This is a genomic window from Methylobacterium sp. E-046, from assembly GCF_022829625.1.
In the GTDB taxonomy this organism is placed as follows: Bacteria; Pseudomonadota; Alphaproteobacteria; order Rhizobiales; family Beijerinckiaceae; genus Methylobacterium; species Methylobacterium longum.
The window spans coordinates 1-22,750 of sequence record NZ_JAKSYP010000295.1 but is presented as its reverse complement, the minus strand read 5'-3'; the positions used below and the strand labels follow the sequence as shown (position 1 = coordinate 22,750).

Genomic DNA, 22,750 nt, shown 5'->3' with positions numbered 1-22,750 from the left:
GGTCATCGCCCCAGATAGACCTCGACCACCCGCGGGTCGGCCGAGACCGCGTCGATCGAGCCCTCGGCCAGCACCGCGCCCTCGTGCAGGCAGGTGACCCGGCAGCCGAGATCCCGGACGAAGTGCATGTCGTGCTCCACCACGAGGACGGCGTGCTCGCCCGCGATCCGCCGGAGCAAGCGGGCGGTCTCGGCGGTCTCGGCATCGGTCATGCCGGCCACCGGCTCGTCGACCAGCAGGAGCTTCGGGTCCTGCGCGAGCAGCATGCCGATCTCCAGCCACTGCTTCTGGCCGTGGCTGAGGTCGGCCGCCGGGCGGTCGCGATGGGCCAGGAGGCCGACGGTCTCCAGGAGGGCGTCGATCCGCTCGCGCTCCACCCGGTTGCGCCAGCCGAACAGGGACGCGAAGGCGGCGCGGGGGCCTTTCAGGGCCAGCAGGACGTTGTCGGCCACCGTGTGGCTCTCGAACACGGTGGGCTTCTGGAACTTGCGGCCGATGCCGAGGTCGGCGATCGCGGGCTCGTCGCTCCTCAGGAGGTCGTGGCTGCCGTCGAACAGCGCGATGCCGCTGTCCGGGCGGGTCTTGCCGGTGATGCAGTCCATCATGGTGGTCTTGCCGGCGCCGTTCGGGCCGATGATCGCCCGCAGCTCGCCCCGGGCCAGCGTCAGCGACAGGCCGCGCAGGGCCTTGTAGCCGTCGAAGGTCACCCGCAGATCGTCGAGGTAGAGGAGCGCCTCCGTTTCCCGCTTGCGGTTGGCGGGGCCGCGGGCGGCGTCCGGGCGTTCGAGGAGGTCGGTGCTCATGCGCCCTGCCCTTGTTCGACACGTTCCGGGGCGATCTCGGGCTCCGGCGGCAGCTTGGCCGCCGCACGCCGGCCGCCGAACCGCTCGATGACGGTGCCGACGAGGCCGCGGGGCAGGAACAGGGTCACGATCACGAACAGGCCGCCGAGCGCGAACAGCCACGCGTCGGGCATCACGCCGGTGAGCACGGTCTTGGCGTAGTTGACCAGCACGGCGCCGAGCGCCGCGCCCACCAGCGTGCCGCGGCCGCCCACCGCCACCCAGATCACCGTCTCGATGGAGTTGCCGGGGGCGAATTCCCCCGGGTTGATGATGCCGACCTGCGGCACGTAGAGGGCGCCGGCGACCCCCGCCATCATGGCCGAGACCGTGAAGGCCAGGGTCTTGAAGTGCTCCGGCCGGTAGCCGAGGAAGCGGGTCCGGCTCTCGGCATCGCGCACGGCAATCAGGATCTTCCCGTAGGCCGAGACCGTCATGACCCGGGCGACGAGGTAGCCCAGCGCCAGCGCCACTCCGGTGGCGACGAAGATGCCCACGCGGAAGGTCTGCGACTGGACGGAGAAGCCCAGAAGATCCTTGAAGTCGGTGAGGCCGTTGTTGCCGCCGAGCCCCATGTCGTTGCGGAAGAAGGCGAGCATCAGCGCGTAGGTCAGCGCCTGGGTGATGATCGACAGGTAGACGCCGGTCACCCGCGACCGGAAGGCGAGCCAGCCGAACACGAAGGCGAGCAGCCCCGGCACCAGCAGCACCATCAGGCCTGCGAAGGCGAAGTGGTCGAAGCCGTACCAGTACCAGGGCAGCGCCTTGTAGTTCAGGAACACCATGAAGTCGGGCAGGACCGGGTTGCCGTAGACGCCCCGGGCGCCGATCTGGCGCATCAGGTACATGCCCATCGCGTAGCCGCCGAGCGCGAAGAACGCCCCGTGGCCGAGCGAGAGGATGCCGCAATAGCCCCAGACGAGGTCGAGGCTGACCGCCAGCAGCGCGTAGGCGAGGTACTTGCCGAACAGCGACACGAGGTAGGTGGGCACGTGGAGGCCCGAGCCCTCCGGCACGGCGAGGTTCAGCACCGGCACGGCGAGGCAGAACGCCGCCAGCACGGCGAGGAAGATCCAGCCCTTGCGGTCGATGAGGGGCGTGCGGGGGGTCATGCCGGGCTTCCCTGTTCGTGCCCGATCCCCTGCCCGCGCAGGCGATCGGCTTCGTTCAGCCTGAGAGGAGGGGCGGTCCGGGGATGCCGGGCCCCCGCCCTCCCCCTCTGCGGGGGTGGCAGGGCGCGCGCCGGCCCGCTCACGATTCCACCGCCCGGCCCTTGAGCGCGAACAGGCCGCGCGGGCGCTTCTGGATGAACAGGATGATGAAGATCAGGAGGCCGATCTTGGCCAGCACCGCGCCGATATACGGCTCGGCGAGCTTGTTCACGACGCCGAGCGTCAGCGCCGCCACCAGCGTCCCCCAGAGGTTGCCGACGCCACCGAACACCACCACGAGGAACGAGTCGATGATGTAGCCCTGGCCGAGATTCGGCGAGACGTTGTCGATCTGCGACAGCGCCACGCCGGCGATGCCGGCGATGCCGGAGCCGAGCCCGAAGGTCAGGGCGTCGACGTAGGGCGTGCGGATGCCCATGGCGGCCGCCATCCGGCGGTTCTGGGTCACCGCCCGGGTCTTCAGGCCGAACGACGTCTTCCGCAGGACGAAGAGCAGCCCGAGGAACAGGGCAAACGCGAACACGATGATCCACATCCGGCCCCAGGTGATCGACAGGCCGTAGACGTCGACGGCGCCGCTCATGAAGGCCGGCGCGCCGACCTCGCGGTTGGAGGGGCCGAAGAGCGAGCGCACCCCCTGCTGCAGGGCGAGGCTGACGCCGAAGGTGGCGAGCAGCGTCTCCAGGGGGCGCCCGTAGAGGAAGCGGATGATGAACCGCTCGATCAGCACGCCCATCAGTCCGGCCACCAGGAACGCGCAGGGGATGCTGATGGCGAGCGACCAGCCGAACAGGGCCGGCGCCTTCGTGCGGATCAGCTCCTGCACGCCGTAGGTCGTGTAGGCGCCGAGCATCACCATCTCGCCGTGCGCCATGTTGATCACGCCCATCACCCCGAAGGTGATGGCGAGCCCGATGGCGGCGAGCAGCAGGACCGAGCCGAGCGAGATGCCGTACCAGACGTTCTGGAGGACCCCGAGGATCGCCAGCCGCGTCTCGATCGCCGCGATGCCGCGGGCGGCCGCCGCCCGCACAGCCTCGCTCGGATCCGCCGCCAGACCGCGCAGGATGCCCATCGCGTCGCCATCGCCCCGGGCCTGGATGGCGGGAATCGCGGCAATCCGGTCGGCCTCCGCGGTTCCGGGCTTGGCGAGCAGCACGGCGGCGCGGGCCTCGGTCAGGGCCTGCCGGACGCCCGCGTTCGCCTCGCGGGCCAGGGCCGCGTCGAGGGCGGCGAGCGCGGCCGCGTCCCGCGCCTTGAACACCGCGTCGGCGGCGGCGCGGCGCTGGGCCGGATCGGGGCTCGCCAGATTGAGCTGGCCCTGGGCCGCCTCGATGCTGCGCCGGACCCGGTTGTTGGCCCGCACGGGCTTGAGGTCGGGTGTGTCGGTACCGGTCGCGCCGGTCCGGGCATCGACCACGGCGCCGCCCTGCCGGACGAGCAGGGCCTTGTCGCCGGGGCGCAGCAGCAGCCGCCCGTCCGACAGAGCCGAGAGGATCGCGCCGGCCCGCGGGTCGCCGCTCGCGGCGAGGCCGGAGACGCCGGCCTCGATCTCGGCATAGCCGTCGCCGGCGAGCTGCGCGTAGGGATCGGGGGTCTGCGCCAGCGCCGGGGCGCCGTGCAGCAGGAGCAGGAGGGCGAGGAGACGGAGCATCGAGACTTTCGGTGGGCCTGGAAGCTGGGATGGCGACGCGGGCGGCACCCGGGATGGCTGATGCGCGGCCGGGGCCTGTACGGATCGGTCCGGGCGGGGGGCGACAGGCCCCCTCAGCCGGACGGGAGAGGGTTTGGGGTGCGGGATGCGCCCTATCCGGGAAGACCCGATCCCTCACCCTGCCCCGCTCCCGAACGGCCGAGGGGGCCCGCGCTCGACGTCCATCCGGTGTTGCCGGGCCAGCCGGCAACACCGGGCTGCGGCGCGCTCAGGCGCCGCCGCACTTCTTGGTCTTGGTGTTGTAGTTGCCGCAGTTGAGCTTCACCCAGTCGGCCTCGAGTTCCTTCGAGCCTTCGAGCTGCTTGGACCACGCCTCGCCGGGGATCAGCCCCTCGGTCTTCCACACCACGTCGAACTGGCCGGTCGGCTCGATCTCGCCGATGAAGACCGGCTTGGTGATGTGGTGGTTGGGCAGCATCCTGGCGGTGCCCCCGGTGAGGTTCTTCTGCTCGATGCCGGGCAGCGCGGCGATCACCTTGTCGGGGTCGGTGGTGCCGGCCTTCTCGACCGCCTTCACCCACATGTTGAAGCCGATATAGTGGGCCTCCATCGGGTCGTTGGTGACGGCCTTGGGGTTCTTCCGGAACGCCTGCCACTTCTTGATGAAGTCCTCGTTCTCCGGCGTCTTGATCGACTCGAAGTAGTTCCAGGCGGCGAGGTGCCCGGCCAGCGGCTTGGCGTCGATGCCGGCGAGCTCCTCCTCGCCCACCGAGAAGGCCACCACCGGGATGTCGGTGGCCTTGATGCCCTGGTTGCCGAGTTCCTTGTAGAACGGCACGTTGGCGTCGCCGTTGATGGTCGAGACCACGGCGGTCTTCTTGCCGGCCGAGCCGAACGCCTTGATCTTCGACACCTCGGTCTGCCAGTCCGAGAAGCCGAACGGCGTGTAGTTGATCAGGATGTCCTCGTCCCGGACGCCCTTCGCCTTGAGGTAGGCCTCGAGGATCTTGTTGGTGGTGCGCGGGTAGACGTAGTCGGTCCCCTCCAGCACCCAGCGCTTGGCGCCGCCGCCGTCCTCCGACATCAGGTAGTCCACCGCCGGGATCGCCTGCTGGTTCGGGGCGGCGCCGGTGTAGAACACGTTCCGCTCGCTCTCCTCGCCCTCGTACTGGACGGGGTAGAACAGGATGTTGTCGAGTTCCTTGAAGACCGGCAGCACGGACTTCCGCGACACGCTGGTCCAGCAGCCGAACACGGCCGCGACCTTGTCCTTGCTGATCAGCTCGCGGGCCTTCTCGGCGAAGAGCGGCCAGTTCGAGGCCGGATCGACCACCACCGGCTCCAGCTTCCTGCCGAGCACGCCGCCCTTGGCGTTCTGCTCGGCGATGAGCATCAGCATCGCGTCCTTGAGGGTGGTCTCCGAGATCGCCATCGTGCCCGAGAGCGAGTGCAGGATGCCGATCTTGATGGTCTCCTGCGCCCGCGCGGCCCCCGCGCCCAGGGCGCTCATCGCGAGCCCGGCGGCCAGAGCGGCGGCCGGGCCCCAAGTTCCAAATGCTTTCACGGCGGTGCCCTTCGTCGTCTTCGTTGAGACGGGGAAGGGGCTCGCAAATCGTGTGCCACAAATTTAGGCAGTCGCGGCCCCGCGGGCCGTTTCCGGGATTCGGGGCCTCCGTCCCTTGCCGTCGCCGGGGATGGAGGGCCGGCGGCGGCAGCCTCGCGCGCTGCGGTATTGGCTCGCCTATCTGGATGTATTGGTGCGCCAAAACTAATCTAATCCATACTACGGTGAAGTTCCCTGTGAGAGGGTTGGTCGATCATCCGCCGGACGCCCCGGGCGCGGGTGACTGGGAGATTGCCCGTGCTCCTGCCCGGACCCGGAGGAGCCCATGGCGCTGCTGCAGCAATCAGCCGTCCGCAACCGCTTGCTGGCCACCCTGGCGCCGGAGGAGTTCGGCCGCCTCGCCCCCGCCCTGGAGCCGGTGCCGCTGCCGCTGCAGGCGGTGCTGATCGTCCCGCACCAGCCGATCGCGCAGGCGCACTTCGTCGAGGACGGGCTCGTCTCCCTCGTGGCGGACAGCCGCGCGGGGCGCATCGAGGTCGGCCTGACCGGCCGCGAGGGCTTCGTCGGCGTGCCGCTGGCGCTCGGGGCCGCGTCCACGCCCCACACCGCCATCGTCCAGGCCCGCGGCGCGGCGCTCCGCATCCCGGCCGGCACCCTCCGCGAGGCCCTCGATGCCAGCGCCGGCCTGCGCCGGGTGCTGGGCGGCTACGTGCAGAGCCTGATCGTCCACGTGGGGCAGACCGTCTACGCCAATGCCGACCTCACCGTCGAAGCGCGGCTCGCCCGGTGGCTCCTCATGAGCCACGACCGCCTGGAGCAGGACGAACTGCCCCTCACGCACGAGGTGCTCTCCAAGATGCTCGGCGTGCGCCGGCCCACCGTCACGACGGCGACCCACATCCTCGAGGGCGCCGGCATGATCCGCGCCCAGCGCGGGCGCATCACGGTGATCGATCGCGCGAAGCTGGAGGATCTGGCGGGCGTCGTCTACGGCGACGCGGGGGCCGGCTGAGGCGGCCGGACACCCGCGAACCCGGGGCGCCGGCGGGGGAACTCACCGGCCCTCGTCGTCCCAGGCGACCTCCGAATCCTCGGCCGGGTCTTCCGCGGGGTCTTCGGCGGGGTCTTCGACCGCCTGGTGCCCGATGCGGGCGGTGAGCCGCAGGCGGATCGTCCAGGAAAGCCCGTCCGGCGCGTAGCTCACGGTGGTCTGCGCGCCGAGATCGTAGGCCAGCATGTTCTCCAGCACGTCCGTGCCGAAGCCCCGCCGGGCCGGGGGCCGCACGTCGCTGCCGCCGGTCTCGACCCAGGCCAGGGTCAGCACCGGCATCCCCGCCTCCGCCTCCGCGATCCGCCACGTGGCGCTGACCCGGCCCTGCGGGAGCGCCAGGGAGCCGTGCTCCACCGCGTTGCTGGTCAGCTCGTGAAGCGCCAGCGCCAGGACCAGCGCGGCCCGGGGCCGGAGCCGCACCCGCGGGCCGGCGATCATGGCCTGCTCGCCCTCCCGGACGAGGTGGAACATCAGCTCGTCCGAGATCAGGGTGTGGAGATTCGCGTCGCCGAACGCGTCCGTGGCGGCCTGCACCCGCATGACCGCCCCGAACCGGCCGTCGAGATGGGCCACGTAGGTCTCGACGTCGGCGGCGCTCTCGGCGGATCGGTGCATGACCGTGCGCATCATCGCCATCGTGTTGCGCATCCCGTGGCGCAGACTGTCGGGCACGCCCGCCTCATCGAGCAGGCGACGCAGGCGCGCATTGTCGGCCTCCACGGCCGCGAGGCGCTCCGCCGGGTCGCGAGGGTCTGTCATGCCGGGCTCTCCGGAGGTCGTCGAACGGGCTTCGCTTCCGCCGGGGCGATCGCGGCTCAGGCGCGGCGGGCGGCGGCGGAACCGGCTTCGGCCGTCAGGTGGAGGTAGGTGGGGTCGAAATGCCCGAGCCGGGCCAGCGCCGCCGGGTCGTGGATGGTCAGGCGGCGGCTGCGCAGGGTGATCAGTCCGAGGCCGCGCAGCTCCTGCAACGTACGATTGATGTGCACACTGGTCTGACCCATCGCGTCGCCGAGGTCGTTCTGGGTGATCGGCATCGGACAGGTCGTGTCGTCCGCGAGGCCGACCGCTGCCAGCCGGGCGTGCAGTTCGCAGAACAGGTGGGCGAGCCGCTCGATCCCGGTGCGGCTGCCGAGGCTGACGGTCCATTCGCGCTGGACCGCCGCGGTGGCCAGCGCCTCGCGGTGGAAGGCGATGTCGAGGCCCGCGCTGCGGGCCGTCAGGGTCTGCAGGGCGCCGCCGCTGATCTGACCGAGCGCGACCGGCGTGATCGCGCCGATCGCGTGATCCATCACGTCGAGGAGGAAGACGTGCGGGTCGCAGGGGTCGCCCGGCAGCAGGAGCGCGACGATCTGGCGGCGGCCGTTGGCGAATTGCCGGTAGCGGCAGGCCCAGCCGTCCAAGATGACGTTGACGGCGCGCGGGTCGTCGCCCTCGTGGATGATGTCGGTGCGGGCCGCGACCATGCGGACCGGGCTGACGGCCTCGGCCAAGCAGTGTCGGTCCGTTTCCGACAGATGGATGTAGCGATCTAACTTGCGCACAAGCGGATTTTGCACGGCTGCTGCTCCGCGTCGGCGTGGGATCAAGAGCCTACATTAGATCGGGTCCTTGAATACTTATGCAAATTAGCTTTGAGCCCGAAGGCTCGCGGCCCGGCGCCGATCGGGGGCGGGCCCCGGCCGGGCCTCGCCGCGGCGCCCGACCGGCCCCGGCGCCGCGCCGCGCGGGCGTCCGGTCAGCTGTCCCGGTCGGCCCGGCGCAGGGACCACAGCAGGGTCCCGCCGGCATCCACCAGCCAGAGGGCGTTGATGGTGTCGTCCTCGATCGTCAGCGAGCGGCTGTTGGCGAGGCGCACGGCCTCCTTCGCGTCGGCGGCGGAGAGCACCTCGTCGACGAGCGGGGCGCCGATCGCCCCGTCCTCGCTGCGAACCGCCCCGCGCAGGCGATATCCCGGCATCCGCCCTCTCCCGTCCCCCGATCGGCCGGCGCCGCGGCCCGGCCGCCTGCGAAGATAGGCGGCGGCGCGGCTTGTCGAGGGGGCGGCCCTACGGACCGGCCCGCTCGGCGAGCACCGGCCGCGGCTCGGCCAGGAGCAGCGACCGCAGCGCCGCCGCGGAGGCCGGGGCCGGCAGGCCGAGGATCCGCGCCGTGGCGGCGATCCGGGCCGCGCACGCCACCGGCCGGGCGGGGAGCGGATCCGGCGCGGCGGCGTCCGGCGGCGGCGCGGGGGCCCGGGCGAGGAGCGGCGCGAGGCCGTCCCCAGCATGCGCGTGCCCGTGCCCGTGTGTGTGCCCCCGACCCTGCCTGGGTCGGGAGGGCCGCTCGGCCCTGAGCCGCGCGTCCAGCGCCACGAGGTCGCCGGCCGCCAGGATCGCGCAGGCCGCTTCGTCCCGCGGTTCGGCGCCCCGCATCGTCGCCAGGACCCGGCGCCCCAGGGCTTGGACGAGGGCGTCGTCGCCGGCCCGGAACCGCCGCCGCAGGTAGGCGCCGGCCATCCGCCTCAGGCCCGCGGCCGCCTCCGCCTCCGGCCGGCCGGCCGCGTAGCCGTCCCGGTACCACCGGGCGATGGGATCGAGGTCGGCCGCGCCCGCCTGCCGCAGGATCGGCAGGGCGCGCAGGATCGCCGCGCGGGCGCCGGCCTCGCTCGGATCCGCGTCCAGGGTGGAGTCGGGCAGGCGGTCCGGGCCGACGATGGCGGTGACGATGCCGGCCGCGCGCAGCCGCGCGGCGTCCGGGATCCAGATCCCGGCCGGGGGCACCGCCAGCGCCCGCGCCACGAAGGCGCGCGGCAGGCCGGCGGCCCGGTAGGCGGCCCGCTCCGGGGCGGGATCCACCGGACGCATCCGGCCGTGGGCGCCGACGATGTAGGGGGCGTGGAAGCCGAGCCGGCCGCCGGCCGCGAGGAGGCGCGCCCGCCCGCGGACGAAGATCAGCGTGCAGGCCGACACGCAGACGTCGGGCACGTAGGTGGCGAGCCCCCGCGCCGCCACGAGCGCGCCGATCGCCGCCCCCTCCGCCACGAGGCCGCCGTCGCTGGTGAGGTGGATGCGCTCCACCCCCGGATGCGTCGCGAGGAGGTCGGCCACCCGGGTGGCGACGCCGGCGGTGAGGTCGCCCGCGAGGCGCAGGTCCCGCCCGTCCGGTCCCACCGCGACCCGAGCCGGATTGTCCGGCGCCCCGGCGGCCGAAACCGGGCCGGCGGCCGCGAGTGCCAGGGCGAGGCCGCGGGCAGCGATCCCCGTCCGGCGCCCCCATCCTCGGGTGACGCGCGACATGGCAGTGTCCGTCGTTGGGGATTGGTCGATGGGGACCGGTCGGGGGAGACCGGCTGCCGGCGAATCGAGAGGCGGCGCGCCTACCGGAGGTAGGCGACGAACATCTCGGACACGGCCCGCGCGGCGTAGGCCTCCGGGCTCTCGCCCCAGCGGACCGGGAAGGCCTCGCCCATGCGCCGGCCGGCGAGGATCCCGGCCACCTCGTCGGGCATCAGGCCGTCGTCGACGGCGCTCGCGAGGGCGGCGCGCTCGTGGGCCGAGAGGGACTGGTGTCGCAGGCGGAACGGGGTGCGGGGCTCGTCGGCCGCCGCGGCGGGGGGCGGGTCTCGAGGCGCGGGGTGGGGACTGTCATAGGTCAGCATCGCTGGTCGCCTTCCATGTCGGGTGTCGGACGCTCTCCTGGTCTCGGGGGCGGCAACACCGCGGACAGCGTGAAGTCATCGCGGCGATCTGATGCGTGGCGGCGGTCACCGTATACTCCATCGTTCCGGGATCGGCTGGGCTGCCAATGGTCTTTCGGCGGTCTCAATCTAGGCGCCGGACCCGAGAATATGCTGCCAAATTTGCGATGACTTGGGGGTCAGCGTGTTCGCGACGGGCGCCGCCGGGAGCAGAAGGTGAGGCCCGGGAGTGCCGGCCCGGCCCGGCCGGATCCCCACGGGGCAGCCTCACGGGCTTGCAAAAGCGCGCCTGGTCCGCAATTATCATGCAGTTGCAATAACTTAGCGAAGACCATGCTCCTCATGGGACAGCGCGCGACCGAAATCTTCTCCGCGTTCCGGGCGCATCCGGAAGACCCTTCCCGCCGGCGGGGCCGGGCGCCGGCCCGATCCGGACCGCCGCCGAATCGGGCCGTCGCGACCGGCCGGCCCTGGGCGGCCGACGCGCCGGCCTCAACCCCGGTGAGGCAGGGTGACGAAGTGGTGTTCGCGCGGCTCGACCTCGCCGAGATCCTGGGGATCTGGCGCCACGCCCGCGGCCGGGTGGTGGGCGTCCACCGCCAGGCCGGCGGCGCCACGGTGGACGTGCAGTTCCAGGGGCACGACACCCTGGAGCGCTACCTGCCCGACCTGTTCCGGCGCGTGCATTGAGGCGGCCCCTCCGGTGAGCCCGTACGCGTATGACCGCCCGTCCCGCGGTCGCCCGGCCCTGCCGGCCCCGGCCCTGCCGGCCCCGGCCCTGACGCCGGCCCTGACGCCCGCCCTGGCGCCGACGCAGCCGCCCCTGCGCGCCACGAGCCGCGGCACCGCCGAGGCCGAGGTCTGGGCGGAGCTGCGCGCGGAGGCCGAGGCGGCCCTGATCGAGGAGCCGCTCTACGCCGGGATCATCCAGGCGACGATCCTCGACCAGCGTTCCCTCGCGCAGGCCTTCGCCTACCGCCTCGCCCACCGCCTCGGCGACGGCGACCTGGCGCGGCTGTCGATGCGCGACCTGTGCCTCGCGGCCTTCGAGGCGGACCCGCAGGCCGGCGCGCACGCGGTGCGCGACCTCGTGGCGATCCGGGAGCGCGACCCGACCTGCCGCCGCTACCTCGACCCGTTCCTGTTCTACAAGGGACTGGCGGCGCTGGAGGCCTATCGGGTCGGCCACTGGCTCTGGCACCAGGGCCGGGCGACCCTGGCGCTGCACGTCCAGAGCCGCATCTCCGAGGTGTTCGGCTGCGACATCCACCCGGCGGCCCGGATCGGCTCGGGGGTGTTCATCGACCACGCCACCGGGGTGGTGATCGGCGAGACCACGGTGATCGCCGACGACGTCTCGATCCTCCAGTCGGTGACGCTCGGCGGCAACGGCAAGGAGAGCGGCGACCGGCATCCCAAGATCGAGCGCGGGGTCCTGCTCAGCGTCGGCGCCAAGGTGCTGGGCAACATCCGGGTCGGCGCGGGCGCCAAGGTCGCGGCCGCCGCGGTGGTGCTGCAGGACGTGCCGCCCCACACCACGGTGGCGGGCGTGCCGGCCCGGGTGGTCTCGCGCCTCCCCGCCGACGAGGAGCCGGCGCTGACCATGGACCAGTCGTTTGGCGACGGTGACGGAATCTGAGGCGTCGAAAAATCCTTCCCGCGAAACAAAGGCGTCGATCCCCCCGTCGTGGGCGCGCGCGGAAAAAATGATCTTCTCTGCATCCCGCGAGAAGACGAGGGTCTCTCCTATGGATCGTGCATGCCAGGAGGTGGCCTTCCAAAAGAGAAGAGAAATTAAGAACATCGTTTCGTTGACGCTGGGCCGAATCGGACTCTATCCAAGCATCGCCGGACAACGGATCTCCTGAGTCCGGCCGGTGGGGCGGGCGTCGATTGCCCGTCTTCTCGAAAGACGATTCTTCCACCGATGTCGGCGCGATGTTTCGGCTCGCCGTCATCACCGGGACTTGAACCATACTTTGCGCCCGCCCCGCGCGCTGCGGGGACGCCCGCCTCGGCGCGGGCCGATGCGGCGCGTCCGCAACCTGACGACGTGAGGACGAACGATGAGCGGACCGGGTCTGAGCGTGAGCGCCACGGCGGCACGCAATCTAGCGACGGCGACCGTCACCTCGGTCCAGAACGCGGCGAACACGCCGCGCTGGCTCCTGCGGCTCCTGCCCTTCGTGGACGTGGCGGGCGGGGTCTACCGCGTCAACCGCCGCGCCGTCGTGCTGGCCCGCCCCGGCCGGATCGATCTCGCCGCCGAGGACAAGGGCGGCAGCAAGGTGATCCGTCCCGCCTCCTTGCGGGCCGTGCCGCTGTTCAGCCGGCTGGGCGATGCCGAGCTGGCGGCGCTGGCGGCCAAGTTCACCGAGAGCCAGCACAAGGCCGGCACGGTGATCCACGAGGAGGGCTCCGCGGGCCGCAGCCTCACGGTGGTGGCCGACGGCACCGTCGAGCTGACCCTGTCGGGCCCCTACAAGGGCCGCCTGCGCCAGGGGCTGGCCACGAAGGGCGACTATTTCGGCGATGCGGGTCTCGCCGGTGAGCGCGCCCCCGCCCCGGCCGTGAAGGCCCTGTCGGCCGTGACCCTCCTGACCCTCGACGCCGCCGCGGTGGAGAGCGAGGAGATCCGCGCCAAGATCGCCCAGTACCGCGAGGAGCGCGACCGCCTCAAGGGCCACACCAACTCATACGGCGAGCAGGGGATCGAGCTGCTGGCGGTCCATACCGGCGAGCCGCGCCTGCCGACGACCTTCGTGGATTACGAGGTCGATCCGCGCGAGTACCACCTCTCGACCATCCAGACGATCCTCAACACCCACACCCGCGTCACCGACCTCTACTCCAACGAGATCGACCAGCTCCGCGAGCAGATCCGCCTCACGGTCGACGCCGTGAAGGAGCGCGAGGAGTGGGAGCTCCTCAACAACGCGCAGTTCGGCCTGCTGGGCGAGGTCGGGCCGCGCCAGCGCATCCCCACCCGCGGCGGCCCGCCCACCCCGGACGACCTCGACGAGCTGCTGACCCTGGTCTGGAAGAAGCCGGCCTTCTTCGTGGCCCATCCCCGCGCCATCGCGGCCTTCGGCCGGGAGGCGACCCGCCGCGGCGTGCCGCCGGTGGTCGTCCACCTGTTCGGCGCGCCGTTCCTCACGTGGCGCGGCGTGCCGCTGGTGCCGAGCGACAAGCTGCCGATCGACATCGACCCGGTGACCGGGGCCGAGACCACCGCGATCCTGCTGCTGCGGGTCGGCGAGGGCGAGCAGGGCGTGGTCGGCCTGCAGAAGTCCGGCGTGACCGGCGAGATCGAACCCGGCCTGTCGGTGCGCTACATGGGCACCAACGACCACTCGATCGCCTCGCACCTCGTGACCCGCTACTTCTCGGCCGCCGTGCTGGTCGAGGACGCGATCGCCCGCCTCGATAACGTGCTGCTGGGCACCTACCATGACTACGCCTGAGGCCCCCGCCCTCGGGCTGCCCGGGGCGAGCCCGGGCGACCTCGCGCACGTGGATCTCGTCGGGCGCCTCGCCCGGGAGATCTACGGGCAGGGGCAGGCCGCGAGCCGGCCCTTCGCGCCGGCGCTCCCCGCCGGCCCCGAGGTCCCGCAGGCCCTCGAGAGCCTACCCCAGGGCCCGGGCGGCGCGCCGCTGCCGAGCGCCCCGGTGGGCGTCCCCTCGGGGCCTTCGGGCGGCCGGCCCGTCGGCCTGCAGCCCGACGCGTCGGCGCTGGCGGCGCGGTCCTTCGGGGCGCCGCCGGTCGGCCTGCCGGGCCTCTCAGGCCCGACCGTGCCGAACCGCGCGCCGGCGAGCCCGGCCTTCGCCGATGTCGGGGCGATCCCGCCGGTTCACCCGGCGGGTCCGCGCACCGCGCGGCCGGACTTCTCCTTCGCCGGCGCCCCGACGCCGGCGGCCGCCCTCCCCGGCGGTCCGGAGCTGTACCGGCCGATCGCCGCGGACCATCCCCGCGCCACCGCCCTCGCGCACGCGCTCGCCCCGCACCTCGTGCCGGCCGACCCGTCGGGGGCCGGAAGCGACGCGCCGCAGGAGAGTTCGTCCCGGGCGCCCGCGGCGCCGGCCGGCGACTACTACTTCCTGAATCTCGCCCCCGGACCGGCCCGCCGGGCGCCGGCGAGCCCCCGGGTCGAGCCGGCCCGCGACCCGGGTCCGGCGCCGCGCCTGGCGGCGCCGGGTTCGCGCCCGGTGGCGGCGCCCTTCGACGTGGAGCGCGTCCGCCGGGACTTCCCGGCCCTGCACCAGAGCGTCAACGGCCACCCGCTGGTCTGGCTCGACAACGCCGCCACCACCCACAAGCCGCAGGGGGTGATCGACGCGACCGCGGAGTTCTACGCCCGGCACAACTCGAACATCCACCGGGCCGCCCACACCCTGGCGGCGCGCGCCACCGACCTGTTCGAGGGCGGCCGCGAGGCGGTGCGGCGCTTCCTCAACGCGCCCACGAAGGACGACATCGTCTTCCTGCGCGGCACCACGGAGGCGATCAACCTCGTGGCGAATTCCTACGGCCGGGCGCATGTCGGCCCGGGCGACGAGATCCTCGTCTCGACCCTCGAGCACCACGCCAACATCGTGCCCTGGCAGATGCTGGCGCAGCAGGCGGGGGCGACGCTCCGGGTGATCCCGGTCGACGACCGGGGCGAGATCATCTTCGAGCAGTACGCGGCGCTCCTGTCGGGCCGCACCAAGATCGTCTCGGTGACGCAGGTGGCCAACGCGCTCGGCACCGTGAACCCGGTGCGGGCGATCATCCAGCTCGCCCACGCCTACGGGGTGCCGGTGCTGGTCGACGCGGCGCAATCCGCGCCGCACATGCCGCTGGACGTGCAGGCCCTCGACGCCGACTTCCTGGTCTTCTCCGGCCACAAGGTGTTCGGGCCGACCGGCATCGGCGCGCTCTACGGCAAGGCGCACCTGCTGGCGGCGATGCCCCCCTGGCAGGGCGGCGGCCACATGATCGAGGACGTCACCTTCGCCCGCACGGTCTACAAGGGCGCGCCGGAAAAGTTCGAGGCCGGCACGCCCGACATCGCCGGCGCGGTCGGCCTCGGGGCGGCGCTCGACTACCTCGCGGGCCTCGGCCTGCCGGCGATCGCCGCCTACGAGCACGACCTGCTGGACTACGCGCAGGCCGGTCTCGCCGACGTGACGGGGCTGCGCCTGATCGGCACGGCGCGGGAGAAGGCGAGCGTGATGTCCTTCGTGATCGCCGGGCAGGAGAACGCGGCGGTGGCCCGCCACCTCGACGCCCACGGCATCGCGGTGCGCTCCGGCCATCACTGCGCCCTGCCGGCCCTGCGCCGGTTCGGGGTCGACCAGTCGGTCCGGGCCTCGCTGGCCTTCTACAACACCCGCGCGGAGGTCGACGCCTTCCTCAAGGCGCTGCACACCCTGCCGCGGCCGTGAGCAGGCGGGGAGGCCGGCCGATCCAGGGCTCCCCCGCCCCCGCAAGGGGGAGCCGCACGGCAGCCGCAGCCCGCGTCACCCCGCCGCCGGCCGGAGGTGCCGCGTCCGCACCGTACCGTCGATGGCCCGCAGCGCGCGGAGCACCGCCTCCACCTCGCCCGCCGGCACCGACGCGTCCACCACGACGTAGCCGAACTCGCCGTCCGTCTGCAGGTGCTGCGCGTCGATGTTGAGCGACCGGCCCGAGAAGACCGCGTTGATCTGCCCGAGCACGCCGGGCACGTTCCGGTGCACGTGGAGGAAGCGGGCGCCGGACAGGCGCGGCGGCAGCTGGACCTGCGGGAAGTTCACGGCGCCGAGCGTCGAGCCCGTCCGGATGTAGTCGACCAGCTTGCGGGCCACCTCCGCGCCGATCCGGTCCTGGGCCTCCTCCGTGGAGCCGCCGACATGCGGGGTGAGGATGACGTTCGGCAGGCTTTGCAGGGGCGACACGAAGCGCTCCGCGTTGGACGTGGGCTCGACCGGAAAGACGTCGATCGCGGCTCCGGCGAGATGCCCGTCGCGCAGCGCCGCCGCCAGGGCGTCCAGATCCACCACCGTGCCGCGGCTGTTGTTGATCAGGCAGGCGCCCGGCTTCATCGCGCGGATGCGCCCGGCGCCCATGAGGCCGTGGGTCAGCGGCGTCTCCGGGACATGGAGGCTGACCACGTCGCTGGCGGCCAGCAGCGCCTCGAGGCTCTCGGCCGGCTCTGTGTTCCCGTGGCGCAGCTTGTCGGTGAGATCGTAGAAGATGACGCGCATGCCCATCGCCTCGGCGAGGTTCGAGAGCTGCGCGCCGATATTTCCGTAGCCGACGATCCCCAGCGTCTTGCCGCGCACCTCGAAGGCGCCGGTGGCCGACTTGTCCCAGCCGCCGGCATGGGCGGCTTCCGAGCGCGGCAGGATCCGCCGGAGCAGCATCACGATCTCGCCGATGGTCAGTTCGGCGACGCTGCGCGTGTTCGAGAACGGCGCGTTGAAGACGGGCAGGCCGCGGGCGCGCACCGTCTCCAGATCGACCTGGTTGGTGCCGACGCTGAAGCAGCCGATCGCGGTCAGGTCGGGCAGGCCGTCGAGGAGCGCCGCGGTGACCTGCGTGCGCGAGCGGATGCCGAGGACGGTGGCGTCGGCGAGATCGCGGGTGTCGTCGGGGCCGAGGGCGCGCGGCAGGTGCCGGATGGCGCCGATCCCGGCCTGCGCGAAGATCTTGGACGCTGTCGGCGCTATGCTTTCGGTCAGAACGACGCGCTCGGTCGACACGGTCGAGCCTCCTTCCACGGACGGGATGCGATCCGTGACCTTGCCGCCGGGGCAGCGCAGCGGCAAGGGCCCGCGCCGCGGGCGTCGAGGGACCGCCCTTCGCCCGCCGCCCTCCCCCGGACCGGGTCGGCCCCTCGACGCCGGCGGCGCGGGCTGTCAGGGTCCGCCCCCAGCGGCCGAGGCCGCGGAGCGACAGTGCCTGATGACCGGATCGACAGCCCGCGCCGTGATCGTCCAGCCGGGCGGCGGCTTCGACAAGGTCGGCTTCGGAGCGCGGCCGGTGCCCGAGCCCGGTCCCGGCGCGATCACCGTCCGCCTGCGGGCGAGCTCCCTCAACTATCACGATTACGCCGTGGTCAGCGGCCTCTGGGGGCCGAGCGAGCCACGCGTCCCGATGTCCGACGGCGCCGGCGAGGTCCAGGCCGTGGGGCCCGGCCCCAGCGAATTCGCGGTCGGGGACCGGGTGGTCAGCACGTTCTTCCCGACTTGGACCGAGGGCACGCCGCTGGTCGAGGGTTTCGCCACCGTGCCGGGCGACGGGATCGACGGCTACGCCCGCGACCGGGTGACCGCGCCGGCGGCCGCCTTCACCCACGCGCCCCGGGGCTGGGACCACGCCGAGGCGGCGACCCTCACCACCGCCGCGCTCACCGCGTGGCGGGCGCTCCATGCCGATGCCGGACTGAAGGGCGGCGACGTCGTGCTGGTGCAGGGCACCGGCGGGGTGTCGCTGTTCGGCCTGCAATTCGCCAAGGCGGCGGGCGCCACCGTCATCGCCACCTCCGCCAGCGACGAGAAGCTGGAGCGCCTGCGCGGCCTCGGCGCCGACCACGTCATCAACTACCGCGCCGACCCGGCCTGGGGCGAGACGGCGCGGCGCCTCACGGATGGGCGCGGCGTCGACCACGTCCTCGATGTCGGCGGCCCGGGAACGCTGGAGCAGTCCATGGCCGCCGTGCGGGTCGCCGGCCACATCTCGGTGATCGGCATCCTCTCGGGCGTCGCGGGGGAACTGCCCCTGGTGCCGGCGCTCCTGAAGCAGATCCGCCTGCAGGGCGTGCTGGTCGGCAGCCGCCGGCACCAGATCGAGATGGTCCGTGGCATCGAGGCCTGCGGGCTCCGGCCGGTGGTGGACAGCCGCTACCCCCTCGACGAACTCGTGGCGGCGTTCCGCCACCAGGAAAGCAACCGCCACTTCGGCAAGATCTGCATCGCCATCTGAGCGATCCGGAACTCGGGACGGCTCAGCGGAGGGCGGATCCCAGCGTGCCCGGCGCCAGGGACGCCGACACCGCGGCCGTCCACGGGGCCGCCGGGCGGCTCGGCGGAGCGGGGCTGTGCGTGCAGCCGTTCTCGCAGAAGGTCGCGAGCGTGCGCCGATCCAGGCCGATATCGCGCAGCATCTCGTCGTCGAGCGCCGACAGGAGACGGAAATTCCGCGCCGCCATGCGGCGCTTCTGGGCAGACTTCAGGAAAGAGAGGAGCATGAAGGAGCCTCCATCGTGCCGGAAGATCTGTTGTTTATCAATGTCCGGCTGAATCAGCGTCGCTGTATTGTCATTCGCTCGCATCATCCGTTTGGACTACTCATCGAATCCCGGGCGGATATTTTGACGCCGGCGCCCGGCCGTGAGCCGCTTCCGGGTGCCGAACCGGCGGGACCTTGGGCGGCACGCGGCACGCGGCAAGCGGCTGCGGGCAGAGCAGGAGCAGGCGCATCAGCTCCGCCTGCCGACGGGTTCCGGTCTTCTCGAAGAGGCGCCGCAGGTGGACGCGCGCCGTGTTCCGGGTGATCCCGCGGTGGCGAGCGCTCGCCGCCAGATCGTTCCCCCCCAGGATGTCGACCGCCAGGGCCGCCTCGGCCTGCGTGAAGCCGAACTGATCCTGCAGGGCGCCCGGGGCCGGCAGCGGGGCGTCCGCGGGATCGATGAGGCGCAGGAGCACGGCTCCTCCGTCCGCGCCCCCCTCGCCGCCCCCGTCGGTGCCCAACTCGGCGTCCGATTCGGCGGGGCCGAGGGCCGGGATCGCGCAGGCGGCGACCAGCAGGGTCCCGCCCTCCCCCATGAGGCGCGCCGAGCCGGCGCGTCCGTCGGCGGCGCTGCCGAGGATCCGGCGCAGGGCCGCGCCGTCCGCCGGCGTGGTGCCGCGCAGGCGGCCGTGCTCCAGGCGCAGGAGGCCCCGGCGGACGACGCCCCGGGCCGCGCGGTTCAGGAAATGCGCGCGGCCGGACCGGTCGGTGACCGCCAATCCCTGCTCGAGATGCTCGGCCAGGAGGTGGAGCGCGGCCTCCACGAGGCCCGGATCCGGCGCGGCGCACCGGCTCCCGCCGGCGATGAGCCGCCACGGGCGCACGGGGCCGGGCGCAGGCGCGGCGGCCATCCGGCCGTGGCGGGAATCCGGGTCCGGTTGAGCGATCACGCGCGGATCCTCGTCAGAGCCTCGTCGGAGCGACGGGATGAAGAACCCGGCGGCGGGGACGGTTATTCCCGGCCGCGCGGTTTCCGGCGGCGGCCCTAGCCCGGCCGGCCGGTCCGGGACCGGAACAGCTCCACGAAGGCGCGCAGGTCGCGCCGGTTGAGGTCCGACACCGCCCAGTAGGTGAGATCGCCGAGGCTCCACCGCTCGATCGTCGACCCGTCCCGCCGCTCCTCCCCGGCCCCCGGCCCCTCCGCCGCGGGGAGGACCGTGACGCTGATCACGTGCCGGTCCTTGCGGTAGACCAGGGTCGGCACGGGGTTCCCGGCGACGATGTCGATCCGGCCCCCCACCAGCGGGAAGCCCTGGTCGGCGAGGTCCGGCGCGTCGGGGGCGAGCGTGGTGCGCCCGTTGAACCAGGGCTTGACCACGTGGCGGTCGGACGAGGCCACGTCGAAGGGCTGCGGCGCCGCGAGGCCGCGCAGGTGGCCGGCGAGCACGGCCTCGGCCGCGGTCCCGGTGCGGTCGACGCGGAAGGCGCCGCTGCCCAGCGTCGCCCCCCCGGCAAGGCCGAGGACGAGCGTCGCGGCCAGCGCCTGCCAGGAGCCGCGCCAAGAGCCGCGCCAAGAGCCGCGCCACAAGCCGCGCCACAAGCCGCCCCAAGAGCCGCCCCACAAGCCGCCCCAGGGGCCGCGCCACAAGCCGGGCCGGGATCCGGACATCGACCGCCCGCCCGGCGGCGGGTCGGCGAATCCGATCGCGTGGATCACGCGGCCGCGCAGGGCTTCGGGGGCGGGCGGGGGCGCCGGCGTCGCCCGCAGATCGGCCGAGAGGCCGCGGAGGCGCTCCGCCGCCGCCCGCAGGGCCGGCTCGGCCGCGAGGCGGCGCTCCATGGCCAGGACCTCGCCGGCCGACAGCTCGCCGTCGAGGTAGGCGCCGAGGAGCAGGAGCGTTTCGTCGTCGTCGATCATCGCCCGTCCCCCGCGAGCCGGATCAGGAGGTGCTGCCGCGCGCGGCCGAGGCGGGACATCACGGTTCCGACGGGGACGCCCGTCACCGCGGCGATCTCCCGGTAGCTGAGGCCGTGGTACTCGCGCAGGACCAGGGTCTCCCGGAAGGCGACCGGCAGGGCCTCGACCGCCCGGGCGAGCTGCCCGGCGTCGTCGCGGGCGATGAGGGCCGCCTCGGGCGTCACCGGCGCCTCGGCCAGGGCACTGCCGGATTCGAGGGCGGCGCGGGCCTCGGGGGCGAGATCCTCGGCGAAGATCACCGCCCTGGGCCGGTGCCGCTGCAGCCAGGAATAGCCGGTGTTGCGGACGATGGTCAGGAACCACGCCCGGGCATTGCCCTCCGCAAATCCCTCGATCGCCCGGTAGGCGCGCAGACACGCCTCCTGCATAACGTCCTCGGCGTCGGTGGCGTTGCCGGTGAGCCAGTGCGCGAGCCGGTAGCCCTCGTCGAGGCGCGGGAGGACGAGCTGGCTGAACCGCGCGCGGGCCAGGGTCGTCATGCGGCGCGCCGCGCTGCGCCGGTCCGGTCGAAGATCCCTGGGGCCATGGGTGCCTCGCCCTGAGCGCTACGCCATGGCATCGGAAACCGGCAAGGGGCCGCGTTTATTCCCGGGGCGTCGGCGACCCGGGGCACACGCGGGCGCCCTACGCCGTCCGGGAGGGGGGAGCCGTCCGTGCCTCGTCCTCGGCGTCGCGCCCCGTCTCCGGATCGTCCGCGGCCCGCGCGGGACCGGACGCCGGCGTCGGCGCGGCCTGCGGAAACCCGTCCGCGCCGAGGTGCTTCCGGCCGGCGCGCAGGCCCGCCGCACATTCCTCCGGCGAGGGATTCGCGCCTCCGCTCTGATCCCGGGCCATGGGCGCTCCCGATGCGCGGCGCGGCCGCGCGAATTTGTGTCACGACGCCCGTTGCGCGGGGGCCGGCGCGGCCCCGGTGCAGGGGGCCGCGACCGCGCGAGCCGGGGCGGGCGGCCGTCTCCGCGGAGAGGCCGCCCGCCCTCGGATCAACCCGTGGATCGCGTTACGGTTCGGCGGAGGCGACCTCCGTCCGCTTGGCCCGTCTCCGCCTCAGTAGCGGCAGACGCGCCGGGGGCCGAACGGGGTCGGACGGAAGAAGCAGCGCGGGCCGTAGAAGCGCGGCCGGCGGTAGATCGGGCGGCAGCGTCCGTAGGGGCCGGGCGCCCAGCCGGGGCCGCAGCCGAAGGCCACGGTGCCGACCGCCGCGGGGCCGGTGATCGTGTCGGCCCCCACGGGCGCCAGGGGCGCGGCGCCGGCGGAGGCGACGCCGAGGCCGCCGACGACGGTCGCGGCGGCTGCGAGCATCTTCACGTGCATCATGATCAGACCTTCTGTTCAGACTCGCGCCGGGCTGGCCCCGCGCGAGGCGCGGCTCCTTCGGTCATCGGCCCTGAATGGAAACTGACCTGGGCCATAATTGTCTGGAAACAAACATTCCGCCGGCCAGGCACTGCGCCGGCCAGGCACTCCGCTGCCGAGACCGGAGGCAAAGCCGCCGCGGCGCGACCCGACCGCCGACGCATCGGCGCCGAGGCATCGCGGGCGCATCGCGGGCGCATCGGGGGTTCGGCTGCGCGGCCGCGGGATGTCGGGGGGCTGCGGGTTCGAACGGTACCCGGCCGGGGGCCGGCTCGCCGATGCCGCGCCGTGCGCGGAGGGCTCGCCCGGTCCGGGCAACCCGGCCCCGCGGCCGGCGGACGCGCTCCAGGAACGGAGCGGCGGGCCTCGTGTTGTCTGCCAAATCTCTATCCGGAGACGCCACGATGGCAGGAACAGCCAAGAAGACCGACCCGAAACTCTGGGACAAGGTCAAGAAAGAGGTCACGAAGTCCGACAAGGGCGGCAAGCCGGGCCAGTGGTCGGCGCGCAAGGCGCAGATGGCGAGCGCCGAGTACAAGAAGGAAGGCGGCGGCTACGCGGGCAAGAAGTCGGCCGACAACCACCTCCAGCAATGGACCGAGGAGGAGTGGGACACGAAGTCCGGCAAGGCGAGCGGCAAGACCGGCGAGCGCTACCTGCCCAAGAAGGCCCGCGAGAGCCTGACCGACACGGAATACGCCGCCAGCACGGCCAAGAAGCGGGCCGATACCGCCAAGGGCAAGCAGTTCTCGAAGCAGCCCAGGGCCGCCGCCGAGAAGGCCGCCGCGGCGCGCACGGAGAGCAAGGGCGACACCAAGGGTGGCGCGAAGGGCGGCACCACGAAGGCCGAGTTGATGCGCCGGGCGAAGGCGCAGAACGTGCCCGGCCGGTCGCGGATGTCGAAGGCGCAGCTGGAGCACGCCGTCCACGCCTGAGGGATCGGGCGCGCCCCGACGCGAAGCGTCCCGGGAGGGGCTCCCGGGACGCGCCTCGGCTAAGCGGCCAGTCTGATCGGGCTGGGGATGCTCAGATCGAGGGAGGATGCGGTGCGAACCAATGCCGCACGGATTCCCGATTCCCCGGAAGTCTCCCTCCGCGCAGGCGCGGAGGGAGACCCGTCGGCGTTTCTCAGTACGAGCCGAACTTGTAGTTCAGGCCTGCGCGGACGACGGCGAACTCGTCGGAGCGGCGGCCGACCGGGCTGTAGAAGGCCGGGACGTTGGAGGCGGCGTTGATCACGAACGCGCCCTGGTTGCGGGTGTTGCG

Annotated in this window: 21 protein-coding genes and 2 pseudogenes; 7 read left to right on the top strand and 16 right to left on the bottom strand. The window is 73.1% G+C overall.

Translation table 11 applies throughout. From position 1 onward, the window contains the following. Positions 1–2: 2 nt before the first annotated feature. From urtD to urtA, 4 genes are all read right to left on the bottom strand, one after another. Positions 3–803 (bottom strand): urea ABC transporter ATP-binding protein UrtD, encoded by an 801-nt coding sequence (urtD, locus tag MKK82_RS33745; RefSeq protein WP_238292495.1) that lies wholly within the window; start codon positions 801–803, stop codon positions 3–5. Beyond that, positions 800–1,954 (bottom strand): urea ABC transporter permease subunit UrtC, encoded by a 1,155-nt coding sequence (urtC, locus tag MKK82_RS33740; RefSeq protein WP_243988091.1) that lies wholly within the window; start codon positions 1,952–1,954, stop codon positions 800–802. Before urtC ends, urtD begins: the two co-directional genes overlap by 4 nt. A 139-nt stretch (positions 1,955–2,093) precedes the next feature. Further along, a complete protein-coding gene (gene urtB, locus MKK82_RS33735; protein WP_243988090.1) occupies positions 2,094–3,668 on the bottom strand; it encodes an urea ABC transporter permease subunit UrtB in 1,575 nt (524 codons plus the stop codon). 268 nt (positions 3,669–3,936) lie between these two features. After that, on the bottom strand, positions 3,937–5,178 hold the full coding sequence (gene urtA / locus MKK82_RS33730) for an urea ABC transporter substrate-binding protein (protein ID WP_243988104.1): 1,242 nt from the start codon (positions 5,176–5,178) through the stop codon (positions 3,937–3,939). 379 nt (positions 5,179–5,557) lie between these two features. Between urtA and MKK82_RS33725 the strand changes: the two genes are divergently transcribed. Next, the gene (locus tag MKK82_RS33725) at positions 5,558–6,244 is read left to right on the top strand and encodes a Crp/Fnr family transcriptional regulator (protein WP_243988089.1); all 687 of its coding nucleotides are present in this window, start codon (positions 5,558–5,560) and stop codon (positions 6,242–6,244) included. A 42-nt stretch (positions 6,245–6,286) separates the two neighbouring features. Here MKK82_RS33725 and MKK82_RS33720 read toward each other — a convergent pair whose 3' ends face one another. The 5 genes from MKK82_RS33720 to MKK82_RS33700 all read right to left on the bottom strand — a co-directional run bounded on the left by MKK82_RS33720 (position 6,287) and on the right by MKK82_RS33700 (position 9,920). Then, positions 6,287–7,042 (bottom strand): HWE histidine kinase domain-containing protein, encoded by a 756-nt coding sequence (locus MKK82_RS33720; protein ID WP_243988088.1) that lies wholly within the window; start codon positions 7,040–7,042, stop codon positions 6,287–6,289. A gap of 56 nt (positions 7,043–7,098) precedes the next feature. Then, positions 7,099–7,839: a Crp/Fnr family transcriptional regulator gene (locus MKK82_RS33715; RefSeq protein WP_238292505.1), complete on the bottom strand. Its 741-nt coding sequence runs from the start codon at positions 7,837–7,839 to the stop codon at positions 7,099–7,101. Between the two features lie 179 nt (positions 7,840–8,018). Next, positions 8,019–8,240: a hypothetical protein gene (locus MKK82_RS33710; RefSeq protein WP_243988087.1), complete on the bottom strand. Its 222-nt coding sequence runs from the start codon at positions 8,238–8,240 to the stop codon at positions 8,019–8,021. Positions 8,241–8,328: 88 nt separating this feature from the next. Then, positions 8,329–9,558 (bottom strand): hypothetical protein, encoded by a 1,230-nt coding sequence (locus MKK82_RS33705; protein WP_243988085.1) that lies wholly within the window; start codon positions 9,556–9,558, stop codon positions 8,329–8,331. Between the two features lie 80 nt (positions 9,559–9,638). After that, positions 9,639–9,920: a hypothetical protein gene (locus MKK82_RS33700; RefSeq protein WP_238292511.1), complete on the bottom strand. Its 282-nt coding sequence runs from the start codon at positions 9,918–9,920 to the stop codon at positions 9,639–9,641. Positions 9,921–10,460: 540 nt separating this feature from the next. On the opposite strand from MKK82_RS33700, the gene MKK82_RS33695 reads away from it, so the two are divergent. The 4 genes from MKK82_RS33695 (at position 10,461) to MKK82_RS33675 (ending at position 15,386) form a co-directional block, all read left to right on the top strand. Further along, positions 10,461–10,649, top strand: a complete 189-nt coding sequence (locus MKK82_RS33695; protein ID WP_238292513.1) for a hypothetical protein — start codon at positions 10,461–10,463, stop codon at positions 10,647–10,649. Positions 10,650–10,749: 100 nt separating this feature from the next. Beyond that, positions 10,750–11,598, top strand: coding sequence for a serine O-acetyltransferase (gene cysE, locus MKK82_RS33690; protein WP_243988103.1), 849 nt, complete (start codon positions 10,750–10,752; stop codon positions 11,596–11,598). Positions 11,599–12,025: 427 nt separating this feature from the next. Further along, a complete protein-coding gene (locus tag MKK82_RS34135) occupies positions 12,026–13,423 on the top strand; it encodes a family 2B encapsulin nanocompartment shell protein (RefSeq protein ID WP_279603436.1) in 1,398 nt (465 codons plus the stop codon). Beyond that, complete coding sequence (locus MKK82_RS33675) at positions 13,410–15,386, top strand: family 2A encapsulin nanocompartment cargo protein cysteine desulfurase (protein ID WP_243988083.1); 1,977 nt, start codon at positions 13,410–13,412, stop codon at positions 15,384–15,386. The genes MKK82_RS34135 and MKK82_RS33675 overlap by 14 nt, the downstream gene beginning before the upstream one ends. A gap of 75 nt (positions 15,387–15,461) precedes the next feature. Here MKK82_RS33675 and serA read toward each other — a convergent pair whose 3' ends face one another. After that, on the bottom strand, positions 15,462–16,685 hold the full coding sequence (gene serA / locus MKK82_RS33670; RefSeq protein WP_243988081.1) for a phosphoglycerate dehydrogenase: 1,224 nt from the start codon (positions 16,683–16,685) through the stop codon (positions 15,462–15,464). Positions 16,686–16,887: 202 nt separating this feature from the next. Between serA and MKK82_RS33665 the strand changes: the two genes are divergently transcribed. Beyond that, the gene (locus tag MKK82_RS33665) at positions 16,888–17,907 is read left to right on the top strand and encodes a zinc-dependent alcohol dehydrogenase family protein (protein ID WP_243988079.1); all 1,020 of its coding nucleotides are present in this window, start codon (positions 16,888–16,890) and stop codon (positions 17,905–17,907) included. 22 nt (positions 17,908–17,929) lie between these two features. On the opposite strand, the gene MKK82_RS33660 is transcribed toward MKK82_RS33665, so the two are convergent. The 5 genes and pseudogenes from MKK82_RS33660 to MKK82_RS33640 form a co-directional block, all read right to left on the bottom strand. Next, positions 17,930–18,259, bottom strand: coding sequence for a DUF1127 domain-containing protein (locus tag MKK82_RS33660; RefSeq protein WP_243988078.1), 330 nt, complete (start codon positions 18,257–18,259; stop codon positions 17,930–17,932). A gap of 13 nt (positions 18,260–18,272) precedes the next feature. After that, positions 18,273–19,103: a helix-turn-helix transcriptional regulator gene (locus tag MKK82_RS33655; protein WP_243988077.1), complete on the bottom strand. Its 831-nt coding sequence runs from the start codon at positions 19,101–19,103 to the stop codon at positions 18,273–18,275. A 277-nt stretch (positions 19,104–19,380) separates the two neighbouring features. Beyond that, positions 19,381–19,752, bottom strand: a pseudogene (locus tag MKK82_RS34510) (hypothetical protein); the annotation flags it as partial. Between the two features lie 315 nt (positions 19,753–20,067). Next, on the bottom strand, positions 20,068–20,610 hold the full coding sequence (locus MKK82_RS33645; protein WP_238292528.1) for a sigma-70 family RNA polymerase sigma factor: 543 nt from the start codon (positions 20,608–20,610) through the stop codon (positions 20,068–20,070). A gap of 565 nt (positions 20,611–21,175) precedes the next feature. Further along, positions 21,176–21,445, bottom strand: coding sequence for a GCG_CRPN prefix-to-repeats domain-containing protein (locus MKK82_RS33640; RefSeq protein ID WP_243988075.1), 270 nt, complete (start codon positions 21,443–21,445; stop codon positions 21,176–21,178). Positions 21,446–21,888: 443 nt separating this feature from the next. Between MKK82_RS33640 and MKK82_RS33635 the strand changes: the two genes are divergently transcribed. Beyond that, the gene (locus tag MKK82_RS33635; protein ID WP_243988074.1) at positions 21,889–22,419 is read left to right on the top strand and encodes a hypothetical protein; all 531 of its coding nucleotides are present in this window, start codon (positions 21,889–21,891) and stop codon (positions 22,417–22,419) included. Positions 22,420–22,612: 193 nt separating this feature from the next. Here the strand turns inward: MKK82_RS33635 and MKK82_RS33630 are convergent. Continuing rightward, positions 22,613–22,750: pseudogene (locus MKK82_RS33630) on the bottom strand (porin family protein); the annotation flags it as partial.